Below are 19,323 nucleotides of genomic sequence, written 5' to 3'. Positions count from 1 at the left end.
TCGGCGCCAGCGCCGCTTCGGTGTCAGCCAGGCGCAGTGCCAGGCGCGGCCGTGACACGGCATGCATCATGGCGATTGGATGATGTATGCGTTCACTGCCTTTCCATGTCAAACGGCAAGCAGGCCATACCCCGTTGAGCGTAGTTCCTTGCTTTCCCCTTCTCGTCAGGATGTTCCCATGACCCACCCATCCACCGCCCACATCCAGCCGGCCTGGCCCACGTTCGCCGCCCTGACCGCGGCCCATGCGCAGCAGCACCCCGATGCGCTGGCGCTGATCGAGCAGGGGCGCGAGATGAACTGGGCCGAATTCGAGCAGCAGACGCTGCGCGCCACGCGCTGGCTGGCCGAGCAGGGCGTGGGCCCGGGCGACCGCGTGGCGGTGTGGCTGGCCAACCGCTGGGAATGGCTGGTGCTGCTGGTGGCGCTGGCGCGGCGCGGCGCCTGCCTGGTCACCGTGAACACGCGCTACCGCAGCAGCGAACTGCATTACATCCTCGAGAAGTCGGGCGCGTGCATGCTGATTTACGAGCCCAGCTTCCACCACATCGACTTTGCGCAGGTGCTGGCCGGCGTCGACCTGGCCGGCTTGCCGGCCCTGCGCACCCTGGCCCTGCTGCGCGCCCCGGCCGAGGTGCCGGCCACCGGCCCGGGCGGGCGGCGGCAGCTGCGTTGCGCGTTCGAATCGCTGGCGCCGCTGGCCGAGGACCTGAGCGATGCCGATGCGCCCATGATGCTGTTCACCACCTCAGGCACGACCAAGGGGCCCAAGCTGGTCACGCACACCCAGCGCACCCTGCTGCGGCACACGGCCCGCGTGGCCCGCGCCTACGCGTTCGACCAGCCGGGCGCCCGCCTGCTGGCGGTGATCCCGTTCTGCGGCGTGTTCGGGTTCAACGCCGCGTTCGCAGCCTTGTACGCGCGCGCCGAGCTGGTGGTGACGGCGGTGTTCGAGGTGCGCGAGGCGCTGGCGCTGATCGAGCGGCACCAGATCACCCACCTCTACGGCAGCGACGACATGGGCCACCGCCTGCAGGAGGCGCTGCTGCAGCCCGGCGAGGGCACACAGCCGGCGTCGTCATCGTCGTCGCCCTTGCCCTCGCTGCGCCGGTTCGGCTTTGCCTCGTTCGTGTCCAGCGCCGAGGACTTCGGCATCCCGGCGCGCGAACAGGGCTTGCCCGTCATCGGCCTGTATGGCTCCAGCGAGGTGCAGGCGCTGTTCTCGATGCAGGACGAGGACCAGGCCATCGATCAGGTGGTCAAGGGCGGCGGCCGGCCGGCTGGCGACACCGCCATCCAGCTGCGGGTGCGGGACAGGGACACCGGCCAGCTGCTGCCCGATGGCGAGGCGGGTGAGCTGGAGATCCGGGCCGACAGCAACTTCGTCGGCTACCTGAACGACCCCGACGCCACGGCCGCCGCCTTCACCGACGACGGCTTCTTCCGCACCGGCGACCTGGCCTACCTGCGCGGGGATGGCAGCTTTGTGTACCTGGCCCGCCTGGGCGACGCCATGCGCCTGGGCGGCTTCCTGGTCAGCCCGGTCGAGATCGAAAGCCAGCTCATGGCCCTGCCCGACGTGGCCTCGGCCCAGGTGGTGGAGGTGCGGCTGGACGGCAAGCCCGCCTGCGCGGCGTTCGTGATTCCGGCTGCCGGCGCTGCGCCCGAAGCCGTCGCGCTGCGCGACCAGCTGCGGCCGCGGCTCGCCGCCTTCAAGCTGCCGGTCCGCATCTGGGTGGTGAGCGAATTCCCCGTGACCCAGGGCGCGAACGGCACCAAGGTGCAGCGCGCGGCCTTGCGCCAGATGGCGGCCGAGCGGCTGGCCGCCGGAGGCTGATCCGGCTGCCCTTGGCCTGCGGCGGGCGGGCTTGGTGGCATCCCTCGCGACCGGGGCCGACGCGGCCGGACCTTGGCTGCATGGCGCTGGGGCGGCGCCCGCTTCGTTCAGGTCTGTACCAGCACGAACGCCCACGGCCGGGGAGGGGCAAGCCCTGACCTGCAGGCTCCTCACGCCAGCATGCCGGGTTCAGTGCGCAGGGTGCGGAAGGCTGGCCGAGGCGCATGCCATCGTCATGCAAGATGGATGGCAGTATCCGCTCGTTGTCGTTTTTAAAACAACGGAAACACCCAGATACTGCTTCAAAATTCACAGGTGAAGCAGCTGACCGGTCGCCAGCCAGCGCACGTCGAGTGGCCGCGACAGGTTGCGGTTGGCGGCCTTGAGCTGGCCCATGATCTTGCTCACCTCGGCCGGTTTGGTGTGGCTGATGTAGATGGGAAAGGTCTTGTCGGCCGCGATGTGGGTCAGCGACTCCGCCAGCACGGCCGGGGACATGTGGCCGCTGGCGGCGGCCAGTTCGGCCTCGTCGTCGCTGAAGGCGGTTTCGATGACCAGCATGCCCACGTCCAGCGCGTTGACGCGCTCCCAGAACGCCCGGTTGGGCCCCGTGTCGCCACTGAACACCCAGCACGGGGCCGGCTGCGCCGGCATGCTGCGGCTGACCGCATAGCCCACGGCGGGCACGCTGTGGCGGGCCGGCAGGGCCTCGACGCGTTTGTTGCCGATGTCCAGTACCTCGCCGGTTTTCAGCGGCACCAGGTTCATGTAGGGCCGGCCACGGGGCAGGGCGCTGAAATCGGGCCAGATCTGGTTGTTGAACACATGCCGGTGCAGGGCTGCCAGGGTTTCGGGCAGCGCATGGACCTGCACCGGGGCATGGCGCAGGGCACCGGCCGCATCGAGCAGCAGGGGCAGGCACAGGATGTGGTCGAGGTGCGCGTGCGAGAGGAAGACGTGGTCGATGCGCTGCATGTCATCGAGCGTCAACGACGCCACCCCGGTGCCCGCATCGATCAGGATGTCGTCGTCCACGAGGAAGGACGTGGTGTGCTGACCTGCCACGATGCCGCCGGAGCAACCCAGCACGCGAATGGGAAGAGGTGTGTCGTTCACGATGGGAGGCCCGCAGGGGCTGAAGTGGAACGGGGCAGCGACAGCCGAGCCGCAAAGGTGTCGTACAGCAATTTTTGACCGGAATCGGTGTGCGCAGCCAGTAAAAATGTCCGCATGGGGACGTCATCGCCATCCAGGTGGGCGGCCAGGGCTTCGTTCCAGGCGTCGATCTCGGCCACCAGCTCGGCACTGGCCCGGGTCATGAGGCTGACCGGGGCGTAGATGTCTTCCAGCTGGGCGCGGCCCTTGACCTGCACCCTGTCGATGTGCTGCCACAGGAACTCGAACGACAGCACCGAGGTGCGCTCGCCGACGACGATGTTGAACCCGTAGACCCGGGTGAGCGCTTCCAGGCGCGACGCCAGGTTGACTGAGTCGCCGATCACCGTGTAGCTGCGACGCCAGTTCGAGCCCATGTCGCCCACAGCCATGATGCCGGTGTTGATGCCGATGCAGATGCGCAGCGGGTCGCGGCCCTCGATGCGGCGGGCCGCGTTCAGCGTCTTGATGCGTTCCTGAATGGCCATGGCCGCATGGGTGGCGCGGTCGGCATGGTCTTCGCAGGTCATGGGTGCGCCCCAGAAGGCCATCACGCAGTCGCCCATGTATTTGTCGACGGTGCCGCCGTGGGCGTAGATGACCTCGGTCAGGTGGGTGAACAGGTTGTTGAGCAGGACCTGGACTTCGGTGGGGTCGAGGTGTTCCGACAGGCGTGTGAAGTCCTGCAGGTCGCAGAACATCACGGTCAGCTCGCGCGAGCTGGCCTGCATGCTGTAGGCGTCCGGGCGCTTGACCATTTCCTGCACCAGCTCGGGCGGCACGTAGGTGCCGAACACGCGCATGAGCTGGCGGCGGTCGCGGCTTTCCATCAGGTAGCCGAACAGCAGGTTGATGACCGTCAGGCAGACGATCAACGTCAAGGCGGAGGCCAGCGGCAGGATCAGCCCCTGGGCATGGAAGGCCCAGCCATCCAGCACGAACAGCGCCAGCGGCAACCCCAGGTGCAGCGCCACCGAGCTGCTGATCTGCAGCACGCGCGGCAGCAGGATGAGCAGGCCGCTCACCAGCAGCAGCAGGCTGACTTCGTAGCCGCGCACATAGTCAGGCTGCTGGGGCAGCCGGCTGTCCAGCATGGCCGAAATCAGGTTGGCATGGACTTCGACACCGGGGTAGGTGCCCGCCACCGGCGTGGCGCGCACGTCCTGCAGGCCGGGCGCGGTGGAACCGATGAGCACGATGCGCCCGGCAAGCTCGCCGGGCGGCAGTTCGCCCAGCAGCAGGCTGGCGGCCGAGACGTAACGGAACGAGCCGCCCTGGGGCCCGCCTGGGCCGCGGAACGGGATGTAGGCGTCGGCCAGGTTGGAGGTGCGCAGGCGGCTCAAGACCCGGCCTTGCGGGTCGGTGACGCGCAGCGCCGACAGCGCGCCCGACGGGGCGTGTTCGAGCAGCAGCTGGCTGGGGCCGACGGCCAGGCGGTAGGTGGCCAGGGCCAGCGATTCGTAGACGCCGCCCTCGTAGCGGGCGAGCAGCGGCACCGTGCGCACCAGGCCGTCGGGATCGGTGATGGCGTTGAAGAAGCCCGCTGCGGTCGCGGCTTCGGCCAGGGGCACGATGTTGGCGCCATAGCCAGACCAGCGCGGCGTCGGGGCTGTGGGCAACACAGACTGGCTGAACACCGGGGCCGGCAATTGGCCGATGCGCGGTTCGCCATCGCTGCTGAAGTAGTAACCCAGCACCACGGGACGCTGCTGGATGGCATTGGCCAGCTGGCCGTCGAAATCCAGCTCGGGGGTGATGGCCGCCAGCCATTGGGCGAGGTCGCGATCGGAGGGCTCGCTTTTCAGCAGGCGCCGCAGCTGCGCCAGGCCGGAGCTGTGGTCGGCTTCGGCGAACACCATGTCGATGCCGATGGCGCGCACCTGTTGCTTGTTCAGGAGTTCGTCGATGAGCTGGGCAACGCGGTTGCGGCTCCAGGGCCAGTGCCCGATGCGGCTGAGGCTGGCTTCGTCCACGTCCACGATGACCACGCGCTCGTCCAGGGTGTGCGGCATGGTGCCCAGCATGCGCATGTCATACAGGCGTTCATCCAGGCGATCCACGGCCGGCAGGTGCAGCCATCCCTGGACATGGGCCAGCAACAAGGCCAGCGGCAGCAGGCACAGCACCATGCGCAGGCGATCGCGGTTGCGGCGTGTCACGGTGAGGCCTGTTCAGACGGTCAAGGTGAGGACAAGGTGAGGTGAAGGACCAGGGTGCAGCGCCCAAACAAAAGCCAGCGTGGCGGCTGGCTTTCGGGGGCGCGGCCCCTTGTGCATCAGGTGAGCACAAATTCGAGTTTGATGCCGGCCAGACCGATGGTGTCGCCCTGCTTGAGCAGCACGCCGTCCGGCTCCAGGGGCACGCCATTCACGGTGCAGCGTGGCTTGCCTTCGACGTGGGTCAGCTCCCAGCCGCGTCGGCTGCGGGTGATGGAACCCACCACCACACCCGGCTTGCCGAAGGTCGACACCACCTTGGTTAGTGGCATTTCGCGGCCGGCCGAAGCCCCGGTGAGCACCCGCAGCAAGGCGTTTTGCTGCTCGACCCCGGACTCCGACGCCGGGTAGCGCGTGAAGGGTTTGTCACCGGCGGGGTTGGCGTCGTCGATGAGGCGAACCTGGTAGCGGCCGATCTCGACGACGTCGCTGTCTCGCAGCACGCTGCTGGTCACGGCCTGGCCGTTGACATACACCCCGTTGGTGCTGCCCAGGTCTTCCACCGACACGATGCCGGAGGCGAGTCGGAACACCGCATGCTCCCCGCTGACGGCGAGGTTGTCGATGACGACGTCGTTGTAAGGCCGCCGCCCGACGGTGGTGCGGTCCTTGGTCAGCTGCATCTCTTTGATGGTGACGCCATCAATCAAAACAACGATTTTGGGCACAGACACCCCCCTTGCTCGGTCCGATTTCAGTTAAATGGCACAAACTTTCCCCCTCCACTTTTGTCGTATCAACGTGTAAGTGAAGGGATTGTGGCAGTGACGCGGTGCCCTGGCTCATGGCGTCTGCACCTCAGTCAGCAAGACCGTTACATTGTCACGGCCCCCATTCCGATTGGCCCATTCCACCAGCGTTCGGGCTTTGCCGGGCAGGTCGCCGCTGCTGGCCAGCACGGCCTGAATGTCGGCGTCGTCCACCATGTCGGTCAAGCCGTCCGAGCACAGCAGGTACAGGTCGCCGGGGTTCACGTCGAAGTCGTGGATGTCGAGTACCACGGTGTCTTCCACGCCCAGGGCCCGGGTGATGAAGTTGCGGTAGCCGAAGACGTGCACCTGCTCGGGGGTCAGCAGGCCGGCATCCACCTGCTCTTGCAGCAGCGAGTGATCCCGGGTGAGCTGGGTGAGTGCGCCGTCGCGCAGCCGGTAGGCGCGCGAGTCCCCGGCATGGGCGACGATGACGCGGCCCTCTTCGGCCAGCGACAGGCAGACCAGCGTGGTGCCCATGCCGGCGTAGCTGGGGTTGGTGTGGGCGGCGTCGAAAATGGCCCGGTTGGCCTCGTCGGTGCAGGTCGCGAGCGCCCGTTTGAGCTGCCGCAGGCCATAGGGGCGGGGCGTCTGTGTCTGCCAGCGGTGCAGGCCGTCGCGCACGTGCTCCACGGCCATCCGGCTCGCCACCTCGCCTGCGTTGTAGCCGCCCATGCCGTCGGCCAGGATGGCCAAGCCCAGCGCGCTGTCCCACAGCACGCTGTCTTCGTTGTTCTGGCGCAAGCGACCCACATCGCTCAAGCCGGCAAAGGCGTAGGTCATTCCCATGGCATCTCCCCTGGCATCGGGCCTCGTCGCGACGCCTGAGCTGCGCATTCAACAAGGTGGTGGCGGAAAACGTTGGCAGCGGTCCTGACCAGGGATTCGGCCTGCGGTCTTCAAACGCAGGAAATGATACAGCCGGCGTCTCGCAGCGAGAGGCCGGCTGTAATGCATTTGGGTGACAGCGTGAATTGCCTCACGCTGTCGGCCGTCGATCAAAGCATGGCTTTGAGCAGCTTGCCCATTTCGGACGGGTTGCGCGTGACGGTGAAGCCGCACTCTTCCATGATGGCGAGCTTGGCATCGGCCGTGTCGGCACCGCCGGAAATCAGCGCGCCGGCGTGGCCCATGCGCTTGCCGGGAGGGGCGGTCACGCCAGCGATGAAGCCGACCACGGGCTTCTTCATGTTGGCCTTGCACCAGCGGGCGGCTTCGGCTTCATCGGGGCCGCCGATTTCGCCGATCATGATCACGGCGTCGGTGTCGGGATCGTCGTTGAAGGCCCGCATCACGTCGATGTGCTTCAGGCCATTGATGGGGTCACCGCCGATGCCCACGGCCGACGACTGGCCGATGCCCAGCTCGGTCAGCTGGGCCACGGCTTCGTAGGTCAGCGTGCCGGAACGCGACACCACGCCCACGCGGCCCTTCTTGTGGATGTGGCCGGGCATGATGCCGATCTTGATTTCATCGGGCGTGATCAGGCCGGGGCAGTTGGGGCCCAGCAGCAGCGTGCGCTTGCCGCCAGCGGCTTCCTTGGCCTTCATCTTGTTGCGCACTTCCAGCATGTCGCGGACGGGGATGCCCTCGGTGATGCAGATGGCCAGGTCCAGGTCCGCTTCCACGGCTTCCCAGATGGCCGCAGCAGCGCCCGCCGGCGGCACGTAGATCACCGACACGGTGGCGCCGGTTTGCGTGGCGGCTTCCTTGACGGAGGCGTAGATCGGGATGTTGAAGATCGACTCGCCCGCCTTCTTGGGGTTCACGCCGGCCACGAATGCGTTCTTGCCGTTCGCGTATTCCTGGCACTTTTCCGTGTGGAACTGACCGGTCTTGCCCGTGATGCCCTGGGTGATGACCTTGGTGTCTTTGTTGATGTAAATGGACATGTGAGTGATCTCCGGGGGCTTACTTGACGGCTTCCACGATCTTCGTGGCCGCTTCGGCCATGGTGTCGGCGCTGATGATGGGCAGGCCCGATTCGGCCAGCATCTTCTTGCCCAGCTCTTCGTTCGTGCCCTTCATGCGCACGACCAGCGGCACCTGCAGGTTCACGGCCTTGCAGGCGGTGATCACGCCGGTGGCGATGGTGTCGCACTTCATGATGCCGCCGAAGATGTTGACCAGGATGCCCTTGACCTTGGGGTTCTTGAGCATGATCTTGAAGGCTTCGGTGACTTTCTCGGGGGTGGCACCGCCGCCCACGTCCAGGAAGTTGGCCGGCTCGCCGCCGAACAGCTTGATGGTGTCCATGGTGGCCATGGCCAGACCGGCGCCGTTCACCAGGCAGCCGATGTTGCCGTCCAGGCTGATGTAGGCCAGGTCGAACTTGGAGGCCTCGACTTCCGCCGGATCTTCTTCGTCCAGGTCGCGCAGGGCCACGATTTCGGGGTGGCGGAACAGCGCGTTGGCGTCGAAGTTGAACTTGGCGTCCAGGGCCACCAGGTCACCCTTGGAGTCGCAGTTCAGCGGGTTGATCTCCACCAGCGAGGCGTCGGTGTCCATGTAGCACTTGTAGAGCTTGGCGAACAGGTCCACGGCCTGGTCCACCGAGTTGCCCGACAGGCCGATGGCGGCCGCCACCTTCTTGCCCTGCTCGACGGTGATGCCGGTCAGCGGGTCGATCATCTCGGTGATGATCTTTTCGGGCGTGGCGTGGGCCACTTCCTCGATGTCCATGCCGCCTTCGCTCGAGGCGATCAGGGCGACCTTCTGCGTGGCGCGGTCGGTGACCAGCGACACGTACAGTTCGTTCTTGATGTCGGCGCCTTCTTCGATGTAGAGGCGACGCACCTTCTGGCCTTCGGGGCCGGTCTGGTGGGTGATCAGCTGCATGCCGAGGATTTGCTCGGACAGCGACTTCACGTCGTCGATCGACTTGGCCACCTTGACGCCACCGCCCTTGCCGCGGCCGCCGGCATGAATCTGGGCCTTGACCACCCACACCGGGCCGCCAAGCTTCTGAGCGGCTTCGACCGCTTCCTGCACATTGAACGCGGGGATGCCGCGCGGAACGGGCACACCAAATTGACGCAAGATTTCCTTGCCTTGGTACTCGTGAATTTTCATGAGAATGCTCTCAAAGGGGGAGAAGACAAACCGCCCGCCGAGTCGCCCGTGCATGCAGCAAGCCGCGCGCGAGCCTTGCAGAACGGGTGGGGGCGCCACGCATGTGACGGCTCACCCGAATCCGCAAAAAGCCCGCAGCGCTCACAGGGACGCAGAGGTTTCCCAGCCCGACGGCGGCATGGCATTGTGCACAGGGAGACCCTGACAAAATTGGCGAAATGTATCATGCGAGCCCGGCCGACTTGGCGTAAACCCGTGCACGTCGGTCCCGCAACCTCAACAGGACACCCCCCATGGCCAAGGTTTTCATCGATGGCGAAGCAGGCACCACTGGCCTGCAGATTCGCGAGCAGCTGACCGACATGGCCGGCATCGAGCTGGTGAGCATCGACCCGGCACAGCGCAAGGACCCCGAGGCCAAGAAGCGCCTGATCGCCGGCGTCGATCTGGTGATCCTGTGCCTGCACGATGACGCGGCCCGTGACACCACGGCGCTGGTCGATGCCATCACCGCCGAAACCGGCCGCGCCATCAAGGTCATCGACGCCAGCACCGCCCACCGCGTGGCCGATGGCTGGGTCTACGGCTTCCCCGAACTGGCCGCGGGCCAGCTCGCGGCCGTGCAGGCCGCCACGCGCGTGTCCAACCCTGGCTGCTACGCCACGGGCGCCATCGCGCTGCTGCGCCCGCTGATGGACGCCGGCCACCTCACCCCCGACATGCCGCTGGCGCTGCCTTCGGTGTCGGGCTATTCGGGCGGGGGCCGCACCATGATCGAGGCCTACGAAAGCGGTCAGGCCGCCCCGCATGAGGACTACGCGCTGGGCCTGTCGCACAAGCACATCCCCGAAATCCTGAAATACAGCGGCCTCTCGCGTCGCCCGCTCTTCGTGCCCGCCGTGGGCAACTTTCGCCAGGGCATGCTGGTGCACCTGCCGCTGCACCTGGACGAGCTGCCGACCCGCCCCAAGCTGGCCGACCTGCACGACGCACTCGCCAGCCACTACGCCCAGACCAACACGCCCGAGCAGTGGGTCAAGGTGCTGCCGCCCACGGACGACCTGAAACTGGCCGCCGACACCCTGGCGGGCACCAACGAGCTGGAGCTGCGCGTGTTCGGCAACGAAGCCACGCGGCAGGCCGTGCTGGTGGCGCGCCTGGACAACCTGGGCAAGGGCGCCAGCGGCGCCGCGGTGCAGAACCTCAAGCTGATGCTGGGGCTGTGAACCCGGGGGCGCCTGCAAAGCAGGCGCTCGACGTTGAGAAATGAGGAGTATGGGGTGATTGCCGTTCGAGCAATAACGGCAATCACCCCATACTCCTTTTTATAAGCTGAAGATGGCCTGAGACTGCGACGCAGGGGTTGGGTCGGTGCCCTGGTCAGAATCAGGCTGCGGGCGCGACCGCCGTGGCGTCAGGCCGTGGGCCCGCTGTCAGGCGGGCCCGGGCCGCCCGGCTGGCGCTGGATGCCTGCTGGAACCAGCGCCAGCCGTCGACGCCAGCGCGTTGGCCAGCGCGATGTTGAGCTCGCGGCTCAGAGGGCCGGGTTGACGAGCCTGGGCCCGTCATGTTGCGGCCGGCTACGCCGGCAGATCGGGCCGGGCGCGCGCCAGCAGGGCGTCCCAGGTGCGGCGCTTGTCGGCCTCGCTCATGTCCGCCCATTGCGCGATTTCGTCCAGCGTGCGGTAGCAGCCCACGCAGCGGCCCAGCGACAGCTTCATCTGGCAGATGGACAGGCAGGGCGAGGGCGGGCCGTCGACCCACAGCAGTTCATCGGCGTGGCGGTCGAACAGGTGTTGGGCAGTGTTGATGGGGGTATCCATGGTTTTCCGTTCAATGTGGAACGGTAATGCGGTGATACTGCCAAAGCAGTGAGTCAGTCGATGGCCACGCCCATGGCCTGGCCCATGCGGATCGCGTCGCCGGGCTGCCAGGCCGGGTTGAAGCGGATGGTGTTCGCCGGCCACAGCAGCACCACCGTGGAGCCCAGCAGGAAGCGGCCCATCTCGGCGCCCTTGGCCAGGCGCACCGCACCCGGCTCGTAGTCCCAGCGCGTCACCTTGGACAGCCGCGGCGGGTTCACCACGCCGTGCCAGACCGTGGCCATGCTGCCGACGATGGTGGCCCCCACCAGCACCAGGGCCATGGGACCGCGCACGGTGTCGAAGTGGCAGACCACGCGCTCGTTGCGCGCAAACAGGCCCGGCACGCCGCGCGCCGTGGTCGGGTTGACCGAGAACAGCTCGCCCGGCACGTAGACCATGGCCTGGAGCTCGCCCGCGCACGGCATGTGGATGCGGTGGTAGTCGCGCGGGCTCAGGTACAGCGTGGCAAACGCGCCATGCTCGTAATCGGCGGCTTCGGCCGCTGAGCCCGCCAGCAGGGCCTGGGCGCTGTAGGTGTGGCCCTTGGCCTGGAACAGCTGGCCGCGCGCGATGGGGCCGAACTGGCTGATGGCGCCATCGACGGGGGACAGGAAGTCGGCATCGGCCAGCGGCCGTGCGTCGTCCTTCAGCGCGCGCGTGAAGAAGTCGTTGAAGGTGGCGTAGCTGGCCGGGTCGGGGTTGACGGCCTCGCTCATGTCCACGCGGTAGCGGGCGATGAAGCGGCGGATGGCGCTGAGCGTCAACTCGCCCCTGGGTGCGCCTGCGAAGCGGCCGGCCACTTCCGTGACCAGGCGCTTGGGCAGCAGGTATTGGGGCGCGACGGCCAGGCGATCGTTCATGGGTCTTTCTGCGCGGGCTGGCGGGACAGCCCTGGGGTGGGTGACGGGGATTGTGCCTTGCAGCCGGTCACGGGGGCCGGTGGCCGCGACAGGGCGGTGCTGCCGTTTTAACCCCATTGGCCGGTCTGCGTCGTTCACGCCAGGCACAGCCGGTCACAGCGCCCGCATCCTGCCCCCGCACAATGGGAGCGCCGCAGCGGCCTGTCCCGTCCCCTCACGCCACCGAGCTCGCCCATGCCCCATCCCCTGAACGCTTTGTCCCCGTCTTGCGCGCCCAGGCCGCCGACAGTCCGCTGGGCGGTGCTCGCGCTGGCCGCGGTGGCCAGCCTGTCGGCGCAGGCCGCCAGCGTCACCGTCACGCCGCAGGCCGATGTACGGTCCCTGCGCCAGGTCAGCCTGCGGTTCGACACGCCCATGACGGCCCTGGGGCGCAGCGATGCCGCCGCGCCGGCCGAGGTGCGCTGCGCGCACCCCAACGCCGCCACACGGCTGCCGGCCGGCCAGGGGCGTTGGGTGAACGAGCGCGACTGGGCCTTCGAATTCTCGGCGGCCCTGCCCGCCGGCACGCAGTGCGAGGTGCTGCGCGACAGCCGCCTGCGCAACAGCGCCGGCGAGGCCGTGAGCGGGCCCGCGCGCACGCGCTTTCGCATCCTGCCCGTCGGCTACCACCAGCTGCAGCTGCTGCAGACCGAGCAGGCCCAGGCCAGCTACACCGCGCTGTTGCAACACCCCGATCCTGCGGGCGGGCGGGCTGGACTGGCGCGCAACCCCTTTGTGTGCGATGTGCTCGACGCCGCCGGTCAGCAGGCCCTGGCCGAGCTGCCGCGGGGCGCGCCGGTGGACCTGAGGCGCTGGCTGCGCACCCAGCCGACCGAGGTGGTCAGCGAGGCCCGCGTGCGCGAGATGCACGGCCGGCAACTGAACGGCGACCGCCCATGGGCCCTGGCCCTGCGCTGTGCCCAGCCCCTGCCCGATGGGGCGCAGGTGCGCCTGCGCCGCCAGAACGACACCGAGAACGCGCTGAACCGGGCCCTGGTCGCCGGAGACGCCGAAGGCCGCGAGCGCTTCGTGTTTCAAACCCGCGAGCCCTTCGTCGCCACCCTGGCCTGCGAGCAGGAGCGCGCCCACCCCTGGCCGCTGCCGCGCCCCACCGGCCCGCAGGGCCGTGCCAGCGCCCGCGCCGACGAGCGCCTGCGCTGCGACACCCGCCTGCCCATTGCGCTGAACCTGTCCTCGCCCGTGCCGGTGGCCGCAGGGACCGGCCAGCCGGCCATCGAATGGCCGCGGCTGCGGGTGGGCCCGCAAAGCCTGGCGCCCACGCTGGTCTACGCCGATGACCGGCGCCAAACGGTGCGCGGCCTGACCTGGCGCGTGGACCCGCGCACCCCGGCCCCGCAGGAGGTTCGCCTCACGGGCGGTAGCCTGCGTGACGTGCAGGGCCGCCTGCTGGCCAACCCCGCCGCGCTGGGCACCACCTTCGTGCTGCAGCCGCCCCCGCCCTACCTGGGGGCAGTGCCGAACACGGGCGCCCTCCTGCCCCTGCAGGCGCCAGACAGCCTGCGGCGCCTGTTGTTTGCCACGCGCGGTCTCGAGCCTCAGCTTGCCGCCACGCAGTGGCGCATCACCCAGCTGGACACGCTGGCGCAGCGGCGCGCGGCGGCCGTGCTGGTGTCGGCCACGCAGGCGCCGGATCGGCTGAACGCGGCCGATTGGGACGAGCTGGCGGCGCATTGGCCGGCCCCGCGCGAGCTCAGCCTGCAGCCGCGCGGTGCGCAGATTCAGCTCAACGGCCTGCCGCTGCAAGGCGCGGGCCTGCATGTGGCGCGGGTGCGCAGCACCGCCTACGACGCGCACCTGGTGCAGCAGCGCGCACTGGAGGAGCAGGCACAAGCGCCCGCGCCAGAGACGCTGCGCGCGGCCGGCATGTCGGCCGGCGCGCGCCCGCCCGTCAAGCCGGGCCTGGCCCCGCGCGAGCCGCTGCCGGCCCATCCGGGTGAGCGCTGGGGCGTGGCCCAGCTGAGCAACCTGGCCGTGACCGCCAACCTGGCGGCCGCGGGCCCCTCGCTGCTGTGGGTGACGGCCATCGATGCCGGCAAACCCATGGCCGGCGCACGCGTCTGGCTGTACGACTGCCGGCTGCAGCCCATCTGGCAGGGCGAGACCGATGCCCAGGGCGTGGCCCAGCTGCCCACGGGTGCGGGGGTGGCCGGCACCCGGGAGAGCGGCTGCAGCCAGCCCCGCAGCCGGGGCGTGGAGCGGCTGCTGCCCGCGGACGAGCGCTGGGTGCGCGTCGAAGCCGGGGACGACCGCCTGTTCAGCACGCTGCCCACCGGCCGCCACAGCTACGCACCCTCGCGCTCGGGCTGGCACAGCCACCTGGTGCTGGACCGCAGCCTGCTGCAGCCGGGCGACACCCTGCACCTGCAGCTGGTGGCGCGCCAACCCACGGCCGAGGGGTGGGCACTGCCCGAGCGGCAGGCGGTGCGCGTCCACATCGTCCATGAATCGGGCGAGCAGCTGGGGCCCTTGTCGGGCGAGCTGGATGCGCAGGGCCAGGTGTCGCTGCAGTGGGCGGTGCCGGCCAACGTCAAGCTGGGGCGGTTTCGCCTCGAGGCGCAACGCGTGGACGGCGATGTGACGCTGGCGCAGGCCAGCTTCCGGGTCGAGGAGTTCCGCCGCCCCGTGTTCGATGCCGGCCTGAGCAGCACGGCCACGCCAGGCAGTCGGCAGTTGGGTCTGGCCGGCCGGCTGCGCTTTTTCTCGGGAGGCAGCGCCGAGGGCGAACCCGTGCAGTGGCAGCACCGCTGGTCGCCCCACGTCATGGCGCCCGTGGACGGCTACACCTTCTTCACGCCCACGCGGGCGCAGGACCTGCAAGCCCCGCCTGCTTTGACCAGTGCCCCCGGCAAGCTGGACACCCAGGGGACCGTGGCCCAGCAGCTGGCCTTGCCCACCCTGGGCCGACCCTGGCGCGTCGACAGCGAGATGCAGTTCGCCGATCCCAATGGCGAAACCCAGACCGTGGCCAGCCACGCCACGGTCTGGCCGACGGGGCAGCGCCTGGGCCTGACGCTGCAGGCCGCCACGGCCACGGCCCCGACCCGCGTGGCCGGCGTGCTCGTCGGCGCCGATGGGCAGCCCTTGCCCGAGCAGCGCGTGCGCCTGCAGGTGAGCGAAGCCCGCAGTCGGCACGTGAACGCCCCGGGCGGCGGTGGCGGCTACTGGGAAGCCCAGGCCCCTCAGCGCCCGCTGTGCGACGCCGTGACCGATGCCCGCGGCCGCTGGGAATGCCCCTGGCCCCAGGACCTGCGGCCCAAGGGCTATGGCGACATGGGCACGCTGTGGCTGGTGCAGGCGCAGCTGGCGGCCACGCCCACGGTGCAGACGGCCCTGGCCGTGAACGGCTGGCAGGTGGCCAGGCGCCAGTCCGAGGACGAACTCACCGTGCTGAACGGCACCGCCTTCACCGCTGGCGAGGTGGCGCAGGTGCAAACGCGGGCGCGGCGCTTGCCGGCCAGCCTGCTGCTGACCCTGGAGCGCGAAGGCGTGCGCAGCCACCGCGTCATCGCCCTGCAGCAGCCCGAGCAGCGCATCGAGGTGCCGCTGGCCGCGCACGACGCCCCCAACGTGCACCTGCGTGCGCAATACGTCTACCCCTGGCAGGAGCCGGCAACCGCCCACCGCCGGGCGCCTGACGTGGACGAAGACGACAATGCCTTCCCCCAGACGAGCGCCTTGCGCGGCCACACCACACCCCGGGCGTCGGACGCGGTCGGCCTGTACGAGCAGCAGCAGGCCGAACTCAGCGTGTCGCCCGCCAGCTTTGCGCTGCAGACCGAGGTGAAGCCGCTGCAGGACGAGGTGCGGCCAGGCAGCGCCTTGCCGGTGGCCGTGCAGGTGCGCGATGCCCAGGGCGAGCCCGCTGCGCACGCGCGACTCACGCTCGCCGTGGTGGACGAAGCCTTGTTGGCCCTGCAGCCCAACACCACCTGGGCGCTGAGCGAGGCCATGTGGCGGGCCAGGCCCAACCAGGTGGGGGTGCGCAGCGTGCTGCCCGGCGTCGCGGTGCAGCCCGTGGCGCCGCTGGCCCCCGACTGGATTGCGCCTGACGAGCGCCCTGCGGGTGGCCGCATGGCGCTGGCGAACAAGGTCATGGCGCCGGCTGCCGCGCCGGCACCGTCATCCGTCACCCTCTACGGCCGGCTCGATGAAGGGCAGGCCGCCGCCCCGGCCGACGCCGCCGCGCCCCCGCGCAGCGAGTTTTCGTCCTTGCTGCTGTGGCAGACCCAGGTGCAGACCGACGCCCAGGGCCGGGCCCAGGTCAGCGTGCCGGTGAACGACAGCCTGACGCGGTTTCGCGTCGTGGCGCTGGCCACGCAGGGGGCTGACCGCTTTGGCGAAGGCCAGGCCCATTTCGTCACCACGCAGCCGCTGCAGCTCCTGTCGGGCTTGCCGGCGCTGGTGCGCTCGGGCGACGAGCTGGTGCAAAAGCTCACCGTGCGCAACACCGGCCGACAGGCGCTGGCGGTGCAGCTGGGCGCGCAGGCCACGCGCGTCGGCCGCGACGACGCGCCCGCGCTGCGTGCGCTGGATGCCGCGGCCGAGCAGGAGCGGGGCCTGAGCCTGACGCGGCAGCTCTCGCTGGCGCCCGGTGCCACGCAAACCGTGCTGTGGCGCCTGCGCGTGCCCGACGGGGTGTCGCAGCTCGATTGGCAGTTCACGGCCACAGGCAAAGCAGGCAAAACGGTGGAGCGCGATACCCTCAAGCTGACTCAACGGGTCAAGCCCGCCGTCGAGCCCACGGTGCGCGCCGCCACGCTGCTGCAGCTGGGCGCGCAGCCGGGCACGCTGGCGGTGGCCCAGCCCACGGGCGCCTTGCCCCAAGTGGGCGGCGTGCGCGTCAGCCTGTCGGCCAGCCTGGTGGATTCGGTGCTGCAGGAAACGCGGCGCTGGATGCGCGACTACCCCTACACCTGCCTGGAGCAGCAGAGCTCGCGCGCCGTGGTGCTGGACGACCGCGCCGCGTGGGACCGCCTGATGGCGCAGTTGCCCAAGTACCTCGATGCGCAAGGCCTGGCGCGCTTCTTCCCCGAGCCCAGCCTGAGCGGCAGCGAGATGCTGACCCTGCAGCTGCTGGACCTGTCGCACGCCACGGGCTGGGCCCTGCCCGCCGATGCCCGGACCCACATGCTGCAGGCCGTGCAGCAGCTGCTGGCCGGGCACATCGCCCCGCAGGACTGGTCGCCGCGCGAGGACCGCCGCTCGCGCCAGCTGGCGGCGCAAGCCACGCTGGCCGAGCACGGCCAGACCGTGTCCCTGCGTGAGGTGCCCGAGGACCTGAGCGCCTTGCCCGCGCAATCGCTGATCGACTGGGCGCGCACGCTGGCGGCCTTGCCGGCGGCGCAGCGCCCCGCGGGGCCGGCCGGCGATCCGCGGGCCGTCAGCGACCAGCTGCGCAGCCGCTTCGACGTGCAGGGCAGCGTGCTGCGCTGGCGCGACGAGGTCGCCACGCAATGGTGGTGGTTCATGTGGAGCGGCGACGGCACCACGGCGCGCATGGCCCTGCTGGCGCAGCAGCTCAGCGGTGGCGATGCGCAGTGGCAGTCCGATGTGCCGCGCATCGTCCAGGGCCTGGTCGCGCGCCAGTCGCAGGGGCGCTGGTACTCCACCAGCGCCAATGCCTGGGCGTCCGTGGCGCTGAACCGCTTTGCCCAGCAGCGCGAGGCCGGGCCCGTGAGCGGCACCAGCGTGCTCACCCTGGGGGCGCAGCAGCGCCGTGCCGACTGGGCGGCCCAGCAGGCGCCCACGCAGCTGCTGCCCTGGCCGCAGCAGGGAGGCACCGCCACGCTGGGCCTGCAGCAGCAGGGCAGCGGCCAGCCCTGGGCCACGGTCGCCACGCTGGCCGCCGTGCGGTTGACGGCGCCGGCGGCCCATGGCCTGGGCGTGACGCGCGAGGTGCTGCCGGTGCAGCAGCGCACGCCCGGCCAGTGGTCGGTCGGTGACGTCTACCGCGTGCGCCTCACCGTCACATCCAACGCGCCGCAGACCTGGGTCGTGGTGCGCGATGCCCTGCCCTCGGGCGCCACGCCGCTGAACCGCGGTCTGGGCCGAGACAGCGCCCTGGCCACGACCGACGGCCGCGATGCGCGCCGGCCGTGGGATTGGCGCGCCCGCCCCAGCTTTGAAGAGCACGCCGCCGACAGCTACCGCGCCTACTACCGTTGGGTCGGCGAAGGCCACTGGCCGCTCGAGTACACCGTGCGCCTGAACAACGCCGGGCGGTTCGAGCTGCCGCCCACGCGCGTCGAGGCGCTGTACGCGCCCGAGGTGTTCGGCGAAGCCCCGGCGGCAAGCATCACGGTGGTGCCTTGAGATGAGGTGATAGGCAGTATCGGTTCATGGCCGTCTTTGAGAAAACGGGAATGGGCTGATACTGCCTATTGGGCATGACTGGGCCGTCGCCTCGCGCTGTCGGTGAGGCGACGGCCGCGTTGCGTCCGCGGTTCCATCATCGCGTGCCGCACCCGGTTGGGCCGCATCCGGTTGGGGTGTGCACGACAACGATCGATTGGAGACACCATGCAACGCCGTCACCTGCTGCAGGCCCTGGCTGCCTCAGCGCTTCCCTTGTCTGCCTCACTGGCGCGGGCCGATGCCGGCCCGGTGCGCCTCATCGTGCCGTTTGGCGCCGGCGGGGTGACCGACCTCACCGGCCGCACCTATGGCGAGTACATGGGGCGCGCCATGGGCCAGAGTTTCATCGTCGAGAACAAGCCCGGCGCGGGCGCCACCATCGGCGCCAACTTCGTCGTCAAGGCCAAGCCCGATGGCCAGACGCTGCTGCTGGGCACGAACGTGACGCACGCCATCAACCCCTTTTTGATGAAGGCCTTCCCCTACGACCCGCTGAAGGACCTGCAGGCCGTGGGCCTGTTCGGCCACAACGGCAACGTGCTGGTGGTGCGCAAGGACTACCCGGTGGACAGCTTCCCGGCCTTCGTCGAGCGGGCGCAGCGCATGAAGGACGAGATGACCTACGCCTCGGCCAGCATCGGCAGCTCGGCCCACATGGCCTCGGAGCTGCTGCGCCAGTCGGTGCCGGGCGGCCTGGCCTACCGCCACATCCCCTTTGCCGGCCCCAGCGAGGCCATGAGCGCGCTGATGGGCGGCCACGTGGATTTCTGCTTCCTCAACATCGGGGCGGCCATCTCGCAGGTGCAGGGCAACAAGGTCAAGGGCCTGGCCGTGACGACGCGCAAGCGCGCCGCCTCGCTGCCGCAGATTCCGACCATCGCCGAGTCCGGCGTGCCCGGCTTCGAGGTGGTGGGCTGGATGGCGGCCTTCGTGCCCAGCGGCACGCCCGCTGCCCGGGTCACGGCGCTGAACGCCGCCCTCAACCAGGTGCAGCAGGACGCCGGCCTGATGAAGATCCTGGCCAACGCGGCCATCGACCCCGAACCCTGGACGCCCGCGCAAACCACCGAGTTCGTCAAGGCCGAGTACGCGAAGTGGAAGCGCGTGATCGAGAAGGCCGGCCTCGAGAAGGTGTGAAGCGGCGCGCGACGGCTT

General features: G+C 69.6%; 12 protein-coding genes. 4 read left to right on the top strand and 8 right to left on the bottom strand.

Features of this window, described 5'->3' with window-relative positions:
- Window positions 1-178: 178 nt before the first annotated feature.
- Window positions 179-1,837, top strand: a complete 1,659-nt coding sequence (locus CCO03_RS00320; RefSeq protein WP_087275718.1) for an AMP-binding protein — start codon at window positions 179-181, stop codon at window positions 1,835-1,837.
- 309 nt (window positions 1,838-2,146) lie between these two features.
- Here the strand turns inward: CCO03_RS00320 and CCO03_RS00315 are convergent, their stop codons facing one another.
- The 6 genes from CCO03_RS00315 to sucC all read right to left on the bottom strand — a co-directional run bounded on the left by CCO03_RS00315 (window position 2,147) and on the right by sucC (window position 9,029).
- Window positions 2,147-2,926 carry an MBL fold metallo-hydrolase gene (locus CCO03_RS00315; protein WP_236903955.1) on the bottom strand — a complete coding sequence of 260 codons (780 nt, stop codon included), beginning with the start codon at window positions 2,924-2,926 and terminating at the stop codon, window positions 2,147-2,149.
- A gap of 23 nt (window positions 2,927-2,949) precedes the next feature.
- On the bottom strand, window positions 2,950-5,151 hold the full coding sequence (locus CCO03_RS00310) for a CHASE2 domain-containing protein (protein ID WP_087275711.1): 2,202 nt from the start codon (window positions 5,149-5,151) through the stop codon (window positions 2,950-2,952).
- Window positions 5,152-5,267: 116 nt separating this feature from the next.
- Window positions 5,268-5,858: an FHA domain-containing protein gene (locus tag CCO03_RS00305; protein ID WP_335583026.1), complete on the bottom strand. Its 591-nt coding sequence runs from the start codon at window positions 5,856-5,858 to the stop codon at window positions 5,268-5,270.
- 132 nt (window positions 5,859-5,990) lie between these two features.
- Window positions 5,991-6,746, bottom strand: a complete 756-nt coding sequence (locus tag CCO03_RS00300) for a Stp1/IreP family PP2C-type Ser/Thr phosphatase (RefSeq protein WP_335583025.1) — start codon at window positions 6,744-6,746, stop codon at window positions 5,991-5,993.
- Between the two features lie 209 nt (window positions 6,747-6,955).
- Window positions 6,956-7,849, bottom strand: coding sequence for a succinate--CoA ligase subunit alpha (sucD, locus tag CCO03_RS00295; RefSeq protein ID WP_087275708.1), 894 nt, complete (start codon window positions 7,847-7,849; stop codon window positions 6,956-6,958).
- 19 nt (window positions 7,850-7,868) lie between these two features.
- Window positions 7,869-9,029 carry an ADP-forming succinate--CoA ligase subunit beta gene (gene sucC, locus CCO03_RS00290; protein WP_087275705.1) on the bottom strand — a complete coding sequence of 387 codons (1,161 nt, stop codon included), beginning with the start codon at window positions 9,027-9,029 and terminating at the stop codon, window positions 7,869-7,871.
- A 293-nt stretch (window positions 9,030-9,322) separates the two neighbouring features.
- On the opposite strand from sucC, the gene argC reads away from it, so the two are divergent.
- Window positions 9,323-10,255: an N-acetyl-gamma-glutamyl-phosphate reductase gene (gene argC, locus CCO03_RS00285; RefSeq protein WP_087275702.1), complete on the top strand. Its 933-nt coding sequence runs from the start codon at window positions 9,323-9,325 to the stop codon at window positions 10,253-10,255.
- Window positions 10,256-10,609: 354 nt separating this feature from the next.
- On the opposite strand, the gene CCO03_RS00280 is transcribed toward argC, so the two are convergent.
- Window positions 10,610-10,852 (bottom strand): DUF1289 domain-containing protein, encoded by a 243-nt coding sequence (locus tag CCO03_RS00280; RefSeq protein WP_087275700.1) that lies wholly within the window; start codon window positions 10,850-10,852, stop codon window positions 10,610-10,612.
- 53 nt (window positions 10,853-10,905) lie between these two features.
- Window positions 10,906-11,754, bottom strand: a complete 849-nt coding sequence (gene asd / locus CCO03_RS00275; RefSeq protein ID WP_087275697.1) for an archaetidylserine decarboxylase — start codon at window positions 11,752-11,754, stop codon at window positions 10,906-10,908.
- Between the two features lie 234 nt (window positions 11,755-11,988).
- On the opposite strand from asd, the gene CCO03_RS00270 reads away from it, so the two are divergent.
- Together CCO03_RS00270 and CCO03_RS00265 are read left to right on the top strand one after the other, a co-directional pair.
- Window positions 11,989-18,126, top strand: coding sequence for an alpha-2-macroglobulin family protein (locus CCO03_RS00270; protein WP_087275694.1), 6,138 nt, complete (start codon window positions 11,989-11,991; stop codon window positions 18,124-18,126).
- Between the two features lie 207 nt (window positions 18,127-18,333).
- On the top strand, window positions 18,334-19,305 hold the full coding sequence (locus CCO03_RS00265; protein WP_087275691.1) for a Bug family tripartite tricarboxylate transporter substrate binding protein: 972 nt from the start codon (window positions 18,334-18,336) through the stop codon (window positions 19,303-19,305).
- The last annotated feature ends 18 nt before the right edge of the window (window positions 19,306-19,323 follow it).

The organism is Comamonas serinivorans, from assembly GCF_002158865.1.
Taxonomy (GTDB): domain Bacteria; phylum Pseudomonadota; class Gammaproteobacteria; order Burkholderiales; family Burkholderiaceae_C; genus Comamonas_E; species Comamonas_E serinivorans.
This window is presented reverse-complemented; position numbering and strand designations above follow the sequence as displayed.